The organism is Embleya scabrispora, assembly GCF_002024165.1.
GTDB lineage: Bacteria > Actinomycetota > Actinomycetes > Streptomycetales > Streptomycetaceae > Embleya > Embleya scabrispora_A.
Window position 1 is genome coordinate 5,903,909 of the sequence record NZ_MWQN01000001.1, and the last position, 19,912, is coordinate 5,923,820.

The window sequence follows — 19,912 nt, forward strand, 5'->3', positions numbered from 1 at the left end:
GTTCGGGTCGCGCCCTGTTCGGTGGGTTCCGGGCTCACCGCGCGACCGGGCCGAGGTCGGTCCAGTGCGCGGTGATCCAGTCCAGCGCCGCCGGGCGCGGGCACGGCCCGTGCGCGACGGCCCAACCGTCCGGCACGGCGGCGAAGTCCGGCCACAGGGAGTGCTGACCGACGTCGTTCACCAGCACCAGGAACTCGCCGTCCTCGTCGTCGAACGGGTTCGTCGGAGTCTCGCGATCACGGCTGCTCATCGGTCTTGCTCTCCAATGCGCTCAGGCGGTCGGCGACCACGCGGGCGATGCGCGCGATCGGGCCGGGCAGGGTCATGTCCTTGTGCGAGCAGGCCACGTCGGTGTTGTCGATCCGACCGCTCACGTACGGGGTCCAGGTGTCGGGGGTCAGCGTGTCGTCGATGGTGTCGACGGTGGCCCGGAAGAAGAGCACGTCGCCCCGGAAGACCCGGTGGTCGAAGGCGCGGACGAGGTGATTGGTGTTCAGGTAGATGTCGCCCAGCGCCTCGATCGTGGCCGGTTCCAGACCGGCCAGCGGACTGCCCTCGCGGCGCAACACCTCGATCACCGGGCCGAGTTCGAGCGGCGCGCCGGCCAGGCTCTCCGGCCCGTAGCCGCCCATCGTGAGCAGCGCCTCCAGCGCCTCCGCCCGGTCCGGGACGGGCAGTTCGCGAAAACCCTCGGCCGGATAGGCGTCCAGGATCGCGAGCAGCTCGACCGGCAGGCCCAGGTCCTGGAGCCGGGTGGCCATCGCGTGCGCGATGATCCCGCCGGTGGACCAGCCGAGGAGCCGGTACGGCCCGCTCGGGTCCACCTCGCGCAGGCGGTCCACGTAGTGCGCGGCCAACTCCTCCAGCGTGGCGGGCAGCGGCTCGCCGGCGGTCGCCGCACCGACCCCCTGGGCCTGGAGGCCGTGGATCGGCACATCGGCCGGCAGATGCCGGATCAGGCCCGCGTAGCACCACGACAACCCGCCCGCCGGATGCACGCAGAACAGCGGCGTACGATCGCCGGGAGCGGCCGGGCGCAGCGGCAGCAGTACGTCCAGCGCGTCGGTGCGGTCGGTGGCCTCCAGGGCGGCGTCCAGGCCCGCGGCGGTGGGGGCCTGGAAGACGGTGCCGATGCCGATGTCGACGCCGAGTGCGGCCTTGATCCGACCGGCCAGGCGCACCGCGAGCAGCGAATGGCCGCCCAGGTCGAAGAAGTTGTCGTCGACGCCGACGCGGGGCACGCCCAGGACCTCGGCGAGCAGCGCGCAGAGCAGTTCCTCGCGCGGCCCGCGCGGCGCCCGCCCCGTGGCGGTGGTCGGGGTGTACTCCGGGCGGGGCAGCGCCTTGCGGTCGAGTTTGCCGTTCGCGGTCAGCGGCAGGCGGTCGAGGACGACCACGGCCGACGGGACCATGTGCACGGGCAGCGCCGCGGCGGCGTGTTCGCGCAGCGCGGGTCCGTCGGCGGCCGGCCGCGCGGCGGGTTCGGCTCCGGGTTCGGTCCCGGGTTCGACTCCGGGATCGAGCACCGGTTCGGCGGTGGGTTCGGCGGTGGGTTCGGCGACCACGTAGCCGACCAGGCGCTTGTCCCCCGGGGTGTCCTCGCGCAGGATCACCGCCGCGTCGGCGACCGTCGGGTGCGCGGCCAACACCGCTTCGATCTCGCCCAGTTCGACCCGGAAGCCGCGAATCTTCACCTGCTGGTCGGCGCGCCCGAGGTAGTCGAGCGTGCCGTCCGCGCGGCGCCGGGCCAGGTCGCCGGAGCGGTACATCCGGGTGCCGCGTTCGCCGAACCTGGCCGCGTGCGGGTCGGCGACGAAGCGCTCGGCGGTGAGCGCGTGCCGGCCCAGATAGCCCCGGGCCAGGCCCTCGCCCGCGACGTACATCTCGCCCGTCACCCCGGGCGGCACGGGCTGGAGGTACCGATCCAGGACGTAGACGCGCAGGTCGGGGATGTTCACCCCGATCGTGCTCGCCGTGCCGGCGGCGGCCGAGGCGCGGTCCAGCGGATGGTAGGACACATGCACGGTGGTCTCGGTGATCCCGTACATGTTCACCAGGCGCGGCGCGTCGTCGGGGTGCCGTTCGTACCAGTCGGCGAGTCGGGCCGGCTCCAACGCCTCACCGCCGAACACCACGTAGCGCAGCGCCAGTTCGCGCCCGGGGCGCTCCCGGTCGGCGGCCACCGCCTGGTGGAACGCGGACGGCGTCTGGTTGAGCACGGTGACCTTTTCGCGGGCGAGCAGGTCCAGGAAGGCGGCCGGATCCCGGCTGATCTCGTGCGGCACCACGACCAATCGGCCGCCGAACAGCAGCGCGCCCCACAACTCCCAGACGGAGAAGTCGAACGCGTAGGAGTGGAACAGGGTCCACACGTCGTCCGGGCCGAAACCGAACCAGTGGTCGGTCGCGGTGAACAGGCGGGCCACGTTGTGGTGGGTGACCGGCACACCCTTGGGCCGGCCGGTGGATCCGGACGTGTAGATGACGTAGGCCGGGTCCGAGGCGCGCAGCGGGCGTTTGCGCTGGGCCTGGGTCAGGTCGAAGCTCGGGTGGGCGTCGGCCTCGCGGCCGTCCACGTGGATCCGGGGCAACTCGTGGGCGGGCAGGCGGGACGCGGTCGCGGTGTCGGTGAGCAGCGCGGCGGGACGGGCGTCGTCGAGCATGTAGGCCAGCCGGTCGGCCGGGTAGTCGGGATCCAGCGGCAGGTAGGCCGCGCCCGCCTTGGCCACCGCGAGCAGCCCGACCACCAGGTCCAGCGAGCGGGGCAGGGCGAGCGCGACGATGTCGCCGGGGCCGATGTCGCGCGCCACCAGGAGCCGGGCCAGGCGGTTGGCCCGGGAGGAGAGTTCGGCGTAACTCAGCGACAGGCCCTCGCAGGCGGCGGCGATCCGCTCGGGGTGCTCCGCCGCGACGCGCTCGTAGCGGGCGACCAGGGTGGTCGAGGAGGTGGCGGTCGCGGTGGGGCCGACGTTCCATTCGACCAGTGCGCGGTGGCGTTCGGCGTCGTCGAGCAGCGGCAGTCGGTCGATCGGGGTGTCGGGTTCGGCGACGGCGGCGCTGAGCAGCGCGGCGAGTCGGCGGGACAGGCCCAGTGCGGTGGTCCGGTCGAACAAATCGGTGCGGAACTCCAGGAAACCCCCCAGACCCAGGCCGGGTTGCTCGCCCACGTTCAGGGTCAGATCGAACTTCGCGGTGCCGGTGGGCGTGGCCACCATGCGCGCGCGCAGCGGGCCGAGCGCGAACTCGGCGTCGGGACGCGACTGCCACGCGATCATCACCTGGAACAGCGGGTGCCGGGCCAACGATCGGGCCGGATTGAGTTCGTCGACGACCCGGTCGAAGGGCAGGTCGGCATGGTCGTAGGCGGCCAGCGTGGCGGTGCGGACCCGGTCGAGCAGGGTGCGGAAGTCGGGGGATCCGGAGGTGTCGGTGCGCAGGACCAGGGTGTTGACGAAGAACCCGACCAGGTCGGCGGTGGCGTCGTCGTCGCGGCCCGCGACCGGGGTGCCGAGCGGGATGTCGGTGCCGCAGCCGTGCCGGGTGAGCAGCGCGGCGAACGCGGCCTGGACGGCCATGAACACACTCGTCCCGCTCGCCCGGGCCACCTCGACCAGGCGGGCGTGCGTGGTGGCGTCGAGCCGGAACGGCACGGTGTCGCCCGCCGTCGAGGCGACCCGGGGGCGGGGCCGGTCGGTGGGCAGCGCCAGTTCGTCGGGCAGCCCGGCCAACGTGTCGCGCCAGAAGTCGAGTTGCCGCCGTGCGAGGGGGGTGGGGTCGCCGGGGTCGCCGAGCAGCCGGGCCTGCCACGCGACATGGTCCGAGAAGCACACCGGCAGCGGTGCGAGGTCGGGCGCGCGACCGGCCACGCGTGCGCTGTAGGCGGCGGCCAGGTCGCGGGCGAGCGGCGTGGTGGAGGCGCCGTCGCCGGCTATGTGGTGCAGCAGCAGGACCAGGGTGTGGGTGGTGCGGTCGGCGGTGAACAGCGTCGCGCGCAGCGGGGTTTCGACGGCGAGGTCGAAGGGGTGGCGCACGGCGGCGGCGAGTTCGGCGGCGGAGGCCGCGATGTGCAGGGTGGGGCGGGCCTGATCGGGGCTCAGGATGTGCTGGTACGGCGTGTCCTCGACGGCCGGGTGCACCGTGCGCAGCGTCTCGTGCCGGTGCACCAGGTCGGCCAGCGCGAGGTCCAGCGCGGCGCGGTCCAGCGGTCCGGTCAGGGTCAGCACCAGCGGGATGTTGTAGGTGGGGCTGGGCCCTTCGAGCCGGTACATGAACCACAGGCGCTGCTGGGCCGGGGACAGCGGCAGCCGGTCGGTGTCGCGCGGGACGGGGGCGAGCGCGGGACGCGGCTCGGGACGGGCGCCGGCGCGCGCCAGTTCGGCCAGGCCCGCCGGGGTCGGCCGGCGGAAGACGTCGGCGAGGCCGATCGGGGACCTGAAGCTCTCCCGGGCCCGGGCGGCCAACCGGGCGGCGAGCAGCGAGTGGCCGCCCAATTCGAAGAAGTCGGCGTTGCGGTCGGGCCGTTCGGGCAGCGCGAGCACGGCCGCGAACAGATCGCACAGGATCTCCTCGTGCAGTCCGCGCGGGCCCTCGCGCAGCCCCGGTGCGGTCGGCGCGGGCTCCGGCAGCGCACGCTGGTCGATCTTGTCGTTGGCGGTGCGCGGCAGCGCGGGCAGCACCTGGATGGCCGCAGGCACCATGTGGTCGGGCAGGACGTCGGCCAGGTGCGCGCGCAGCGACTCCGGCGCGGGGGAGCGGCCGGCGACGGGCACCGCGTAGCCGAGCAGGCGTTTGCCGTGCGCGCCCTCGCGGGCGATCACCACGGCCTGGGCGACGTCGGGGTGGGCGGCCAACACCGCCTGGATCTCGCCGGGTTCGATCCGGAAGCCGCGGATCTTGACCTGCTCGTCGGCGCGCCCGAGCAGTTCGAGGGTGCCGTCGGCGCGGCGGCGGGCGAGGTCGCCGGTGCGGTACATCCGGGCGCCCGGGTCGCCGTGCGCGGCGCCGAACGGGTCGGCGACGAAGCGCTCCGCGGTCAGGTCTGGCCGGCCGAGGTAGCCGCGGGCCAGGCAGGCGCCCGCGATGTGCAGTTCGCCGGTGACGCCGACCGGGGTCGGTCGCAGCGCGCCGTCCAGGACGTAGGCGCGCGAGCCGCGCACGGGCCGGCCGACGCCGTCCGCGCCCCAGAAGTAGGCGTCGACGGTGGTCTCGGTCGGCCCGTACAGGTTCAGCGGCCGGCTGCCGGGGGTGGCCGCCAGGCGGCGCCACAGCGGCTCGGGCACACCCTCGCCGCCCACCACCAGGATCGCCGGGTGGTGCCGATCGGGGTCCAACAGGCCGTCCGCGACCAGGACTTCGGCGTAGGTGGGGGTGACGTCGAGGTAGTCGAGGCGGTGTTCGTTCACGTAGGCGATCAGCGCGCCGGGGTCGCGGTAGGTGGCGTCGTCGAGCAGGTGCAGTTCGTGGCCGTGCACCATCCACAGGACCGGGTCCCACGACGCGTCGAACGCGAACGACGCGCTGTGGCCGATCCGCAGCCGCTCCCGGCCGGTGCGTTCGACGGCGGGCGCGATGTGGTCGGTGCCGTGCCCGGCGTACAGGTTGGCGAGCGAGGCGTGGGTGACCGCGACGCCCTTGGGCCGGCCGGTCGAGCCGGAGGTGTGGATCACGTACGCGGTCTGCCCGGGGCGCGGCGGTCGCGGGGCCCGGTCCGGGTGTGCGGCGAGCCGGGCGCGGGTGTCGGGCCGGTCCAGGACCAGGGTGCGGATGCGGTGCGCGGGCAGGGCCGCGAGGGTCTCGGCGGTGCCGATCAGGCAGGCGGGCCGGGTGTCCGCCAGCACGTCGGTGATCCGCCGGGCGGGGTGGCCCAGATCGAGGAACTGGCAGACGCCGCCCGCCTTGAGCACCGCGAGCAGCGCGACGGCGGTGTCCGCGCCGCGGTGCAGGGCGACGGCGACCGGGACCTCGGCGGCGACGCCGGCCGCGATCAACTCGTGCGCGAGCCGGTTGGCGGCCGAGTCGAGTTCGGCGAACGTACGCGCGTCGGCGCCGGCGCGGACCGCGATCGTGTCGGGGGTGCGTGCGGCCCGGCGGGAGAACAGCTCGGGGAGCGCGGCGTCGACCGGCGGTTCGGCGCGGCCCTCGGTCGCCGCGTGCACCTCGGCGGGGGTGAGCAGGTCGATCCGGCCGATCGGCAGCGCCGGCGTCTCGTGGAGCAGTGTGACCAGGCCGTCGAGGTAGCGCAGCAGGCCGCGTTCGTGCTCGGCGAGGGAGGTCGGGTCGTAGTGGTCGCGGTGCGCGTCCAGGTCGATCCGCAGGCCGCCGGCGGGGGTCGGCACCACGCCGAGGGCCAGGTCGTCGATCGGTCCGGCGGCGAGGTTGTGCACCCGGCCGACCGCGTCGCCGAAGAGCAGGTCGCCCTCGAAGGTCTTGATGTTGACCATCGGCCCGTAGAGCGGCTGTTCGCGACCGGTGGCGCCCAACTCGCGCAGCAGGTCCTCCTGGCGGAAGCGCTGGTGGCGGCGCACCGCGCGCAGTTCCAGCACGACCCGGCGCAGCAACTCGGGCGCGGTGTCGCGCGGTTGTACCGCGATGCGCATCGGCAGGATGTTGACCGCCATCGCGGGGGTGCGCAGGGCGGTGACGCTGCGCCGGTTGAGCAGGGGCAGCCCGAGGGTGATCTCCCGCGCCCCGGTGACGCGGTGCAGGTATCCGGCGGTGGCGGCGAGCAGGAGTTCGGCCCAGGTGGCGCGGACGGTGGTCGCGGCCTCGGTGAGGCGGGTGGTGCGGTCGGCGTCGAGTTCGAGGGTGCGGTGCAGGATCGGCGAAGCGGGGGAGGGGGGTTCCGGCTGCGATCGTGGGACCGGCGCGGGGGATCGGGATCCGGCCAAGGTCACGGATCGGGGTCGGTCCGCGAGATGTTCCAGCCAGAATGCGCGATCGGTGTCGTACGCTTCGCTGGCTCGGTAGTCGGCCTCCTCCGCGACCAGTTCGCGCAGGGTGCCGAAGGGGTTGGGGGTGGTCGGGGCATGGGTGGCGAATCCGGTGTACAACTCGGCGACGCGCCGGCCGATCAGGGTGAGTGCGTACGCGTCCACGGCGATGTGGTGGACGCGCCGGTACCACCAGTGGCGGTCGTCGGCGAGCCGGAACAGCGCGTGGGTGACCAACGGACCGGTGGTCGGGTCGATCGGCCGGGCCAGGTCGGCGCGCAGCCACTCCTCGGCCGCCGCCTCCGGGTCGGCGGCGGTGCGCACGTCGATGCGGTGCAGGGCGTCGTCGCGGCCGTCGGCCGTGGATCGTACGCCCTGGACCGGGGTGCCGTCCGGGCCGATCGACACCAGCAGGTTCAGCGTCTCGGCCTCGGTGCCCACTTGGCGCAGGGCCCGCGCGAACAGGTCGGCGTCCAGCGGGCCGCGGATCTCGATCCGGTCGGCGGTGTTGTACTCGGGGTCGTCCGGGGCCAGGGCCTGCGCGTAGTGGATGCCGGCCTGGGCGGCGAGGAGGGGCATCCGGACGGATTCGGGGACTCCGGGGCCGTCCTGACTCGGGTCGGCGTCCGTGACCGTGGGCTGGGCCGGGTAGTGACGCATGGTGTGGGGACTCCCGGAATGCGACGAGGGCAGGCGGAGCGTACCGATCCCCGGCACGCCAACTTAGGTAAGCCTAAGCTATCTTTCGAATGCTCGACGGGGTGCCCCCGGGAGCGGCGGAATTCGATCGGGTGGAGCTCTCGATCAGGCGGAGCTCCCGAAGGGACGCGGCTCTCGCTGGAGAACTTGCGGCTGAAGAACATGAACTGGAGCGGAACATGAGCGTGGCCGACGTGCTGAACCTACCGGCCTCGGACGCCGACCGGGCCGCGATTCGTGATCGAGTCCTGACGAACCGCGACGAGTTGCTCGCGCTGAGTCGACGCATCCATGCCTACCCGGAGCCGGCGTTCGCCGAACACCGGGCTTCCGCATGGTGCGTGGAGCTGCTGCGGGCGCACGGCTACGCCGTCACCGCGCCGGCGCACGGTCTGGACACGGCCTTCGTCGCGACCGTCGGCACGGGCCCGGTGACCGTGGCGATCGCGTGCGAATACGACGCGCTGCCCGGTCTGGGCCACGCGTGCGGACACAACCTGATCGCGGCGGCGGGGGTCGGCGCGGCCCTGGCGCTCGCCCCGGTCGCCGACCAACTGGGCCTGACCGTGCGGGTGATCGGCACGCCGGCCGAGGAACGCGGCGCGGGCAAGGCGCTGTTGTTGGAGGCGGGCGCGTTCGACGGGGTGGACGCGGCGATGATGGTGCACCCGTGTCCGTTCGAGGTGGCCGAGTTCCGCTCCTTCGCGCTCGGCACGCTGTCCGTGGAGTTCCTGGGCACCGCGGCGCACCCGAGCCTGAATCCGCACGAGGGCCGCAGCGCCGCCGACGCGCTGACGGTGGCTCAGGTCGCCCTCGGGCTGCTCGGGCGGCAGCTGCCCGCCGACTGGAGAGTGCACGGCATCACCACGGCGGCGGGCACCGCGCCCAACGTGGTCCCGGAGCGGGCCACGGCGGAGTACGAACTGCGCACCACCGACGCCGCCGACCTGGCCGAACTGCGCACCCGGGTCGAGAACTGCTTCCGCGCGGGCGCGTTGGCCATCGGCTGCGAGGTCCGCCTGACCCGCCCCGAGCCGGACTACCTCGACTTCCGCACCGACCCGACCCTGATCGCCCTGTGGCGCGCCAACGCCCGGGAACTGGGCCGCCCGGAGCCCATCACGCGCCCACCCTTCGCCTGCACCGACATGGGCAACGTCTCCCACGTCATCCCCACGATCCATCCGGTCCTGGACATCACCGGCGGCACCAGCGGCCCCCACGAGGCGGCCTTCGCCGAAGCCGCCATCTCCCCCCAGGCCGACCAGGCCCTCCTGGACGCCGCGATCGCAATGGCCTGGACCACCGCCGATTACGCAACCCTCCGCCACAACACCCCCCACTGACACACCCCACCGCCCCCGAACCCAAATCCTCGCGCGGTTCACACCCCGATCGGAATTCCGCCTGATTTCTCGCATGCGGTCTCGTCCCGAATCGGCCCGTTGACACGTGTCGGGATCTGGTATGCCCTATCTGCTCATCTTTGTAAAAGAATCGACTTCACGATGATTCGACGTCGATGCCGCAGAGGGCGCGGTGAACGGAGGGCGGTCAATCCGGTTCAAATCCCTCGGAGGACACCGGTTTTGCCGAAGACTTATAGACAAAGCCTTGAGCTCTTGTCGTCCTCACGCGCCCCTGACCTATCCGGCCGGCTGTCCGGATGTGTCACTTAAGTGCCGTGACTTTACCAAGTCTTTATTCATGATCCTTGTCTCGGTCAAGTCCTGATCTTGTGTCGGAGTCGGTAAAGGAAAAAGAATCCAACCGCGCCGTCTGGCGTCGCTGCACATCGCCCCGGGTGGGGGGTCGTGACCGGGGAGAGCCATGTCCGCACGTGGTGGGTCCATTTTCCGTACGCGCATTCCGCGTATGCGCCGACGCTTCGGAGCGGTCGCGGTCGTCGCCGCGATGACCCTGCTCGGGACGACGGTGCCGAACGCACTCGCGACACCCTCGAAGCCGAGCACGTCGATGCCGGACCTCCCCGGCCAACCCGGCGGAACCGCGCCGGCCGAAGCCACACGGTCGACAGCGACGCGACGCGCATGCCGGGAAGCGAACGATCCGCGAAAGCGGCGTCGGAGACGCCACAGGACAAGCGCAAGTCGGCGGCGCCCGGGAAGCCCACGCTCAGCAACAACCTGAAGCCGCAGACCCCGGGGCCCGCCGATCCCAAGGATGTGAAGTTCCCGGTCGACCCCAAGAACCCCAAGGGCGCGCAAGGTTCGGCCGCGGGCGCGCCGCCCAAGGGTTTCGATCCGGCGACCAGCGTCGAGGAACCGCAGCGTCGCGACGAGACGACCAAGGTCTTCCGCAACGCGGACGGCACGTTCACCACTCGGTCGTACGCGGTTCCCGTGCATGTGCGACAACCCGACGGTTCGTGGACGGACATCGACACCACACCGGCCCGGCAGCCCGACGGGCGGCTCAAGCCGCGGCAGACCGAGGCCAAGTCCGATCTGGCGCCGCGTGCGGACGACCGCGCGATCCAGAGCCTGAAGATCGACGACGGGCACTCGGTGTCGCTCGCGCTGGCGGATGCCGCCCCCGTCGCGTCGCGGATCGACGGCAACGCGGTGACGTATCCCGACGCGCGCCCGCACGCGGACGTCAGGTTCGAAACCACCAACGCCGGGATCAAGGAGACGTTGGTCCTGGACTCGCCGCAGGCACCGTCCACGTGGACCTTCCCGATCACCGCCACGGGTCTCCAGGCGGTTCGGACCGCAGAGGGCGAGATCGAGTTCAAGGACGATCACGGCGTCGTGCGGGCGGTGATCCCCCGGGGCTGGATGGAGGACTCGTCCGGCAAGGGTGAGGCCGGTGCCGGGGCCCGCTCGTACGGAGTGGCGTACGACCTGGTGCAACACGACGGCGGCATCGCGCTGCGGGTCACCCTCGACCAGGACTGGCTGCGTGACCCGAAGCGTGTCTATCCGGTGATGGTCGACCCGTCGCTGAACAACAGGTCCAGCTTCTCCACGTTCGTCGACTCGTGTTCGACCGATACGCACCACCACGCCGCGTACATGGTGACCGGCACCAGCAACACCGGATGCGTCAACCAGGCCTACATGGCGTTCAACAACTTTCGGACGCAGCTCCCCAATGCCTACGTGACCGGAGCGGCGCTTCAGACGTACGTCACCTACTCGGCGTCGTGTGCGCCCAATGTGGTCAACGTCGTTCCGATCACGCAGTGGTGGGACGCGAGCAAGTTGCGCGCCTTCCCCGGGCCGGCCACGGGCGGCGTCATCGGCTCGGCGTCGTTCTCCGGTGGTGAAACGCCGTCCGGGACGAACTGTGGTCAGGCGCCGGCTTGGCGGGCGATTCCGTTGAATGCGGGTGGCGTCGACCTTCTCACCTCATGGGCCCAGGGCCGCGACAACTACGGTTTGTCGCTTGTCGTCGACGCCGGCAACCGCGACGCCTACAAGATCTTCGCCAGTTCCAACGGCGTATCGCAGAACGCGCCCTACCTCCAGGTCGAGTGGAGCCCGTGGAACGCCCGCTACGACTGGGGCCAGTTGAACCCACCACCCACCAACAACACGCCGGGCAAGATCCGCTTCCGCGCGGAGAACATCGGCATGAACACGTGGACCGTGGGTGGCAACGGGATCATCTGGAGCACGGTCGACCCCAACGGGGCCACGTGGACGGGCGGGCAGCCGATCCCCTTCGACACTCCGAACGGCCACAATTTCGAGACCGACGTCAACATCGATCCGATGCCACCGGGCTCCTACTACCTGTGCATCGAACTCACCCGTCCCGGAGGGGTATTCGGCGACCAGGGTGTGACACCCCGCTGCGGGACGATGACCGTCGGCAATGTGCCTCCTGTGCTGAACAACACTTGGCCACCGAACAACTATGTTCAGGGCTCCTTGACCCCGCAGTTGATGGCATATGGCAGCGATCCCGACGGATCACCCGGAGGTCCCCTCCAGTACAAGTTCACCGTCTGCCCCGAAAGCGGCTCGTGCACCGAGTCGGGTTGGGTCGGTGAGCGTTGGCGGGTGCCTGCGGGTCTGCTGGCCTGGGACAAGTCGTTCTCCTGGAGCGTCCGGATCTCTGACACGGTGGATCTCGATCAGACCGAGACCTGGTGGTCGTCGTTCCGCACCCAGGTGCCGCAACCCGGCGTGAGTTCCAACCTGGCCGGGAAACCGGGTGAGCAGGCGATCAAGGGCGTCGACCCGTATCTGGGCAACTACACGACCGAGAGCGTCGACGCGTCGATCAAGGCGGCGGGGCCCGCGCTGGAGATCCGCCGTACGTACAACTCCCTCGATCCGCGAGGGAATGGGATCGGACGCGGTGCGCCGCTCTTCGGGCCGGGATGGTCCACGGTGTACGACACGCGCATCTGGTCCGACGACATCGGTGCCATGGTCACGTATCCGGACGGCCGACAGGTCCGGTTCGGGCGCAACGGCAACGGAACGTACGAACCCCCGCCGAGTCGGCAGTCGACGCTGCTGGGTGGATCCTCGGGGTGGCTGCTCACCGACAAATCCGGGTTCCGCTACATCTTCGACCAGTGGGGCCGCTTGACCCAGTTGGCGACGCACGACGGGCGTACGCAGACCATCACGTACAACAACGTGCTGGGCGTCGACCGTGTCGTCGACGACACGAGCGGCCGGTCGCTCCGCTTCACCTGGAACGCCTCGCCCCTGGTGGGTGGTCATGTCACCAAGGTGACGGCGGACGCGCCGTCGGCGGGGGCACGCGCCCCGGAGTGGACCTACGAGTACACCGGCGCCGCGCTGACCAAGGTGTGCTCGCCCGATGCGGGTACCAAGTGCACGGCGTACGGCACGACGCCGATCTCGCAATACCGCTCACTGATCGCCGACGCGATGCCGGAGAGCTATATGCGGCTCGGCGAATCGGCCGGTTCGGCGACGGCGGTCAGGGAACCCGGGTATTCGGTCGCCATGCCGGATGGCCAATACAGCGGCAATGTGCTGCTGGGCGTGCCGGGGGCTCTGACCGGTTCGAGCAACACCGCGGCCAGATTCAACGGAAGCTCGTCGGTGATGGAGCCCTGGCACAACCTCCAGAACCAGACGGCGGAATCCGCGATCGAGATGTGGTTCCGGTCGACCTCGAACAACGGCGGCGTGCTGTACGGCATGCAGAACAAGAGCGTTCGGGACAGCACGGAGACCTTGGATCTCTGGCCGGCGTTGTATGTCGGTACGGACGGCAAGTTGCGCGGCTCACTGCCCGGGATCGCCGCCTACGACCCCATGACATCGGCCTCGTCGGTTACCGACGGCGCTTGGCACCATGTCGTACTCACCGCCGACGGGGTCAATCAGCAACTCTATCTGGACGGTCGGCGCCTCGATGAACGCGCTGGTGTGGCACCGGCGGCGTCAACGCAGACAAACGCGTCCGTCGGCGCCGGGTACATCCACAGCTGGTGGCCTGCAGCAGGGCAGAATCCCCGCGGTTGGTTCAACGGGGACGTCGACGAATTCGCACTCTACGACCACGCGTTGAGCGCGACGCTGGTCGGCCAACACAGCGACATGCGTTCCGGTGGGTTCGGTATCACCTCGATCACCACGCCAGAGGGAAGGACTGCCGCCGCCCTCACGTACGCAACCGGTCAGGATCGAGTCGGGACGGTCACCGACGTCAACGGTGGCAAGTACTGGATCACCTTCCCGGACACGTCCAACACCAGCACGTACTACCCGAACTCGGTGCTCAAGGCCCGGCCGTACGACTACTACCGACTGGGCGAACGGTCCGGGACCACGGCCAAGAGCACCGTGTTCAACGACGGGCACGACAGCAACGCCGCCTATACCGACGTGGCGCTCGGGATGGAGACACTGCCCTTTCTGAGGGCGGACGACACGGCGGCGGGCTTCAACGGAAGCACATCGCAGGTCAGGCTCCCGGACGGCGAACTTTCCGGCAGCCCCAATCTGACGGCGCAGATGTGGTTCAAGACGGACCGCGCCGGGGTGCTCCTGTCCAGTCAAAAGCGCGCAATCACCGATCCCGCCGTGACCACCGGGGACTACACACCGGTGCTCTATGTCGGGACCGACGGTCGGGTACACGGACAGTTCTGGGACAACTCGCTGAATCCGATGACGAGTCAGAACCGGGTGGACGACGGGTCTTGGCACATGGTCACGCTCATCGCGAACGGCGGTTTCCAACTCCTGGTCGTGGACGGCGCCTGGGCGGATTCGCGGGTGGGGCAACCGTTCAACTTCGACGACCAGCGTTTCGTCTACGTCGGAGCCGGCGCGATCTCGGGTGGCTGGCCGGCCCAGCCGGCCGACAAACTCGGACACTTCAACGGGGTAATCGACGAGGTCGCCATCTACCGGCACGCCGACCTGGGTCTGTTTCGGGTAACGGCCCAATACCGTCGGAGCCTCGGCCTCCAGGGCGAGATGATCCACGTGCTCGCCCCGGGCAACAACGTGCTCAGCTACATGTACGAGCCGGAGAACCGAGGAAGGCTGCTGTCCTACGTCGACGCGGCGAATGGCAAGTGGCTGTACGACTACGACGATCACGGCTACCTCAAGGCGACGACGGACCCGAACGCGCACACCGTCAGATATGACAACGACGAGCGCGGAAACGTGCGTTCCAAGGAGACCTGCCGCAAGGCATGGGATTGCCAACGCGAGTTGTACAAGTACTACCTGGACGAGGCGAATCCGACCGATCCGCGTAACGACCAGGTGATCGGTTCGTGGGATGCCCGGGCGGCGGGGTACGACGACAACCGGTACGCGAGGGGCTACATCTACGACGCGTCGGGTCGACTCGCGATCTCCTGGGAGCCGGATCCCCTGGACGGCGGCGGCAGTTCGCAGTTCACCGTTCGCGAATACACGGCCGGGACGGAGCCGGCGGCGGGCGGAGGCACCCAACCCAAGGGGTTGGTGAAGGCGGAGACGACGCCGGGTGGCAAGAAGACCGCATACGCGTACAACCGTGCGGGTGACCTCGTGTCGACGGTGGCTCCTTCGGGACTGGAGACGCGATACACCCACGACGCGCTGGGACGGGTCCTGACGCGGACCGAGGTCTCCGATTCCCGACCCGCGGGTGCGACCACCACATTCACCTACGATGCGTCGTCGCGTCTCACCATACGGGTGGACCCGGTGACCACCGATGCCGTCACCGGTCGCGCGCATCTGCCAGTGACCACCACGCAGTACGACCAGGACGGCAACCCCACACAACAAGTCGTCGGCGACTACACCGGCGCCGACCCCTCCCGAACGACCTCGGCCACGTACGACGCCTCCAACCGCCTGGCGACGAGCACCGACGGCGCCGGCAACGTCACCACGTACGGATACGACACCTTCGGCAACCGGACCAAGGTGATCGATCCCCTGGGCGCCGAATTCGCCTACACCTACTCGCCCACCGGGCACCCGACCCAGAGCGCGCTGAAGAACTGGAAGGGCCGACTCGGGGACGAGACCGCGAAGACGCTGGTCCTGGAGTCGAAGGCATACGACCCGGCGGGCCGGTTGGCCACCACGACCGACGCGATGGGTCGCACCCGCCACGTTTTCTACTACGACGACAACCTGGTCGGGATGGTCCGCCAGGACGGCTTCCGCAACGCGGACGGCACCACCCGCGACATCGTGCTCCAGCGCAACGAGTACGACAACGCGGGCAACATGATTCGGCAGACCGTGGGCGGCACGGACGTCACGGAGAGTACGTTCAACGCGGCCAATCTGGTCACCAAGACCGTGCGCGACCCCGGTGGGCTCGCCCGCACCGACTCGTACTCGTACGCCCGCGACGGCGAGATCCTTACGACCACGCACGCGCAGGGCACCGTCGCGCAGACGACCAAGTACGCGTACAACCCGGCAGGCATGCAGATCGGCAAGACCGTCGGCGACTCGTCCACTGCGGCCGTCACGTCGTGGACGCGCGACCAGCGGGGCTTGGCACTGACGCAGACCGAGCCGAGAGGGAATGTGAACGGCGCCGACAAGGCGGCTTTCACCACCACCTTCGGATATGACGAGGTCGGACGACAGACCAAGACGATCAGCCCCACCATCTCCATCGAGTCCGCGGGCGGCGCGCCGGTCTCGTCACGAGCGATCACCATGACCGGTTACAACACGTTCGGCGAGGTGGCCGAGACCAGCGACGCCAACGGCAACATCACCACGCGCACGTGGTCCGCCAACGGCATCAACACGGCGACCGCCGCACCCGCCTATACGCCGCCCGGTGCGACAACTCCGTTGAAGCCGACGGTGTACAGCCTGCCGGACAAGAACGGCCGTCCCGTCGCGGACATCGACGCGAACGGGGCGATTACCCAGACCAAGTACGACGCGCTCGGCAACGCGGTGGAGCGGAAGGACCCGGCGCTGCCGGGCAAGGACGCCGGAATCTGGTCCTTCCACTACAACGACGCCGGCGAGCGCATCCAATCCGTCGCGCCGGACGGCGGATTCAGCACCGCGACGTATGACGACCTCGGGCGTCAGGTCACCGCCACCACGCTGGAACTGGTACCGACCGGCAAGACGTACACCACGAAGTACGCGTATTCGGACACCGGTGAGCGGCTCGGCACGGTCGGACCGAACGGCGAGACGGAATGGACGTTCTACAACGCCCTGCATGAACCGACCTTGTTCATCGACGCGACCCAAAGGAGCCGCGTCGTCGAGCGTGACCTCAACGGCAAAATCACGAAGTCGACTTTGGCCGACGGGACTTACCATACGCAGACGTACGACGCGTTGGGTCAGCCGATGATCACGAGCGACTACGACGCCGACAACACACTCCTGCGGATCAGTTCGACCTGGTATGACGTGTCGGGCAACCTCATTCAGACGATCGACCCGAAGCTCAAGTCGACCAGGTACGAGTACGACGCCCTGGGCCGACGCACGCGGCAGATCGAACCGGGCCCCACGTCGGCGGGCATCGTCACCGCCCTCGGCTACGACGCGGCGGGCAACCGGACGCGGTACACCGACGGCAACGGGAACGTCACGACGACGACATACAACTCGCTCGGGCTCCAGGCGTCGATGGTGGAGCCGGCCACCACGGCTCACCCGGCCGCGGCGGATCGCACCTGGTCGACCGGGTATGACATCGGCGGCCGGCCGCTCAAGGAGACACGTCCGGGCGGCGTGAACGTCGATCGCACGTACAACGTGCTGGGCGGGCTCACGTCGCAGACGGCCACCTCCACGGGACCCGACGCGGCGTCGTCGAGCAAGACCTTCGACTACGACCGTCAGGGCCGCCTGGTGAAGGCGTCCACGCCCAGTGGCGACGATACGTTCGGCTACGACTGGCGCAGCCACATCGTGTCGACGAGCGGCCCGTCGGGGACGTCGAGCTTTGTCTACGACCATCTGGGCCGGATGACCGGCCGGACCGATGCGTCCGGGACGTCGAGCTACACGTATGACGAAGCCGGTCGCACCAAGACTGCGACCGACGCCGTGACCGGTACGAATCTGGCCTACTCCTACGACGGCATCGGTCAGTTGACGCAGGTGGCGTACGGCGGGACGGGCGGGTCGGTCCGGACCTTCGGTTACGACAAGCTGCACCGGATGACGTCGGACGTACTCAAGACGTCCACAGGCGCGCAACTGAACTCGATCACCACGAGTTTCGATGCGGCCGACCGGATGATCGGCAAGACGACGAACAACGGCACCGGTCCGGTCGTGAACACTTACGGCTATGACGACGCGGGCCGGCTGACGAGTTGGAACAACGGCTCGACGACGGTGCCCTACGAGTACGACAACGCCGGGAACCGGACCCGGGACGGGCCACGCACGGCGACCTACGACCAGCGCAACCGACTGCTGAGCGATGGCGCGTACACCTACGACTACACCGCGCGTGGCACGCTCGCGAAGAAGACCACGGTCGGCGGCTCGGCGTTCACCACCCTCACCTACGACGCCTTCGATCGGCTCACCGCCGACGGATCGTCGAGCTACACGTACGACAGCCTCGACCGGGTGCTCACCACCGGTGGACGCACCTTCGCCTACAGCGGCACGGGCAACGACCTGGCGACGGACGGCGCGGACACCTACAGCCGCGGCGCGAACGGCGACCTGATCGGCATCCGCAACGGCTCGACCGGCCAGGCGGACCTGGCCGTGGTCGACGAACACAGCGACGTGGTGGCCACGTTCCAGGCGAGCGGGACGACGCTGAGCCGATCGGTGACGTACAGCCCGTACGGGCAGGTGCTCACTTCGTCCGGGCCGCGCACCAGCGTGGGGTACCAGAGCGGATGGACCGATGCCGGTAGCGGCAAGGTCAACATGGCCGCACGCTGGTACGACCCGTCCACGGGCGCGTTCGCCTCGCGCGACAGCGTGACGCTGGATCCGTCGGCGTCGACCAACGCGAACCGGTATGCGTACGCGAGCGGCAATCCGCTCATGTACACGGATCCGACCGGCCATTGGTCGATCAAGGGGGCACTGAAGAAGGTCGGCAAGGTCGCCGCTGTCGCGGCGCCGATCGTCGGCGGTCTGGTCGGCGGCGCGGCGGGCATGGCCATCGGCAACCCGGCGCTCGGCGGTGCCATCGGCGGCGCGCTCGGGGGTGCCCTCGCCTACGGCATCACCACCGCCATCAACGGCGACAACTTCAGCTTCAAGGAACTCGCGTTCCAATCCGGGCGCGGCGCCATCGAGGGCGCGATCGGCGGGCACTTCGCCAAGGTCGGCGGTTATGCCGCCCAGTTCGGGTTCGGCGCGTTCGCGAGTGGCATCGGCTACGGCTTCGATGTCGTCACCGGGCGGGCCGACTTCAGCTGGGGCGACCTGGCCATGCAGATGGCCGTCGGCGGCTTCTTCAACGCCGCCGGCCGCTACGTGAGCAACAAGTGGAACAAGTGGCGCGGCGGCCGGGAGGATGTCGAGGGCCCGGGCGGCCGAAGGGGCGAGGAGGACGGCCCCGGCGGTCGGCGCGGCGACGAGGACGAACCCGCCGCGCGCAAGGCCCGCGAGGACGCCGAGGCCAAAGCCCGAGAGGCCGCGGAGGCCGAAGCGGCCCGCAAGGCGGAGGCGGCCCGTCTCGCCGAGGAGGTCCGAGCCCGTTCGCCACAGGGCGCCGCCGACGACGCCTCGGCCGGCAAGGGCCGCGCCTACGAGGCGGCCACCACGTACGCCCCACGCCCGGCACCGATCCGCCCGGAGTACCTGGCCAAGCCGGCCTCCATCCAGGAAGCCCAGGCCCAAAACGCCGTCCGAGTAGTCGAAAACGCCCCCAAACTCAACGACGGCTCCACCACCGCAACCTTCACCCCCGCCGAAGCCACGAACACGTCATCGTCGCGAAGCGGTCCGAGCGAGAGTGGCGGGTCACGCGCGAGGGAGACGCCAGAGCAGGGAACTTGCCAAAGGCCGAACAGCTTTGTTCCGGGCACTCAAGTGCTGATGGCGGACGGTAGCCACAAGAGCATCGAGAACGTCCGGATCGGCGACGAGGTCCTGGCTACCGACCCCGAGACCGGTCAGAGCGGCCCTCGAACAGTCACCGCCGAGATCACCGGCACGGGTGACAAGAACCTGGTCGAACTCACCGTCGACGTCGACGGCCCGGCCGACACCCGAACCGAAACCATCACCGCCACCGACAACCACCCCTTCTGGGTCCCCGAACTCGGCAAGTGGAAAAACGCCGCCGACCTCAAGCCGGGCCAATGGCTGCAAACCGCCGCGGGCACCTGGGTCCAACTGACCGCAACCCGCTCCTGGACCCAACTCGAATCCGTCCATAATCTAACCGTCGACGACCTGCACACCTACTATGTGCTTGCAGGTGCGACGCCGGTTCTCGTCCATAACGAAAACTGCGGCGATGAAGCTATTGTTCACATGGCAAATTATCCGGATAGGCAACATGCTCTCATTACCATTCATTACGGTGATGATATTTTGCGGACCCATCAGTTCGGCAGTCTTACCAATCCAGTCAATGGTATAACCAGGTTCACCCTGGATGAGCTGCCGAGGCTGACGATCAACCTTCGAGTGCCTTTGCCGCATGGGCTGCGAGCAATCATGAAAGCAGAGGATGGGTTGTATAAAACGGAAATGGGAAGGTATCCGCCCTACAGTTTGCCGGATCAGGGTTGTGTTTCCTATTGTGCGCAAGTTTTGAAAGCCGGAGGCGTGGAAAACATTCCGGAGCACAATGACGAGGCTCAAGCATGGCTCTTTGCGCGCTATGGATAAAGG

At 69.4% G+C, this 19,912-nt stretch carries 4 protein-coding genes; 2 read left to right on the forward strand and 2 right to left on the reverse strand.

Translation table 11 applies throughout. From position 1 onward, the window contains the following. Positions 1 to 34 precede the first annotated feature (34 nt). Both B4N89_RS25980 and B4N89_RS25985 read right to left on the reverse strand, forming a co-directional pair. Entirely contained in the window at positions 35 to 250 is a 216-nt protein-coding gene (locus tag B4N89_RS25980; RefSeq protein WP_078978216.1) for an MbtH family protein, read from the reverse strand. Next, complete coding sequence (locus B4N89_RS25985) at positions 237 to 7,589, reverse strand: amino acid adenylation domain-containing protein (RefSeq protein ID WP_078979636.1); 7,353 nt, start codon at positions 7,587 to 7,589, stop codon at positions 237 to 239. The genes B4N89_RS25980 and B4N89_RS25985 overlap by 14 nt, the downstream gene beginning before the upstream one ends. A gap of 218 nt (positions 7,590 to 7,807) precedes the next feature. Between B4N89_RS25985 and B4N89_RS25990 the strand changes: the two genes are divergently transcribed. Both B4N89_RS25990 and B4N89_RS25995 read left to right on the forward strand, forming a co-directional pair. Then, on the forward strand, positions 7,808 to 8,974 hold the full coding sequence (locus B4N89_RS25990) for a M20 family metallopeptidase (protein WP_078978217.1): 1,167 nt from the start codon (positions 7,808 to 7,810) through the stop codon (positions 8,972 to 8,974). Positions 8,975 to 9,679: 705 nt separating this feature from the next. Continuing rightward, entirely contained in the window at positions 9,680 to 19,909 is a 10,230-nt protein-coding gene (locus tag B4N89_RS25995) for a LamG-like jellyroll fold domain-containing protein (RefSeq protein WP_078978218.1), read from the forward strand. The last annotated feature ends 3 nt before the right edge of the window (positions 19,910 to 19,912 follow it).

Bases quoted from the DNA above. Each gene is read 5' to 3' on its own strand.
- B4N89_RS25990 (WP_078978217.1), top strand. From the start codon at position 7,808: ATGAGCGTGGCCGACGTGCTGAACCTACCGGCCTCGGACGCCGACCGG.
- B4N89_RS25995 (WP_078978218.1), top strand. From the start codon at position 9,680: ATGCCGGGAAGCGAACGATCCGCGAAAGCGGCGTCGGAGACGCCACAG.
- B4N89_RS25985 (WP_078979636.1), bottom strand. From the start codon at position 7,589: ATGCGTCACTACCCGGCCCAGCCCACGGTCACGGACGCCGACCCGAGT.
- B4N89_RS25980 (WP_078978216.1), bottom strand. From the start codon at position 250: ATGAGCAGCCGTGATCGCGAGACTCCGACGAACCCGTTCGACGACGAG.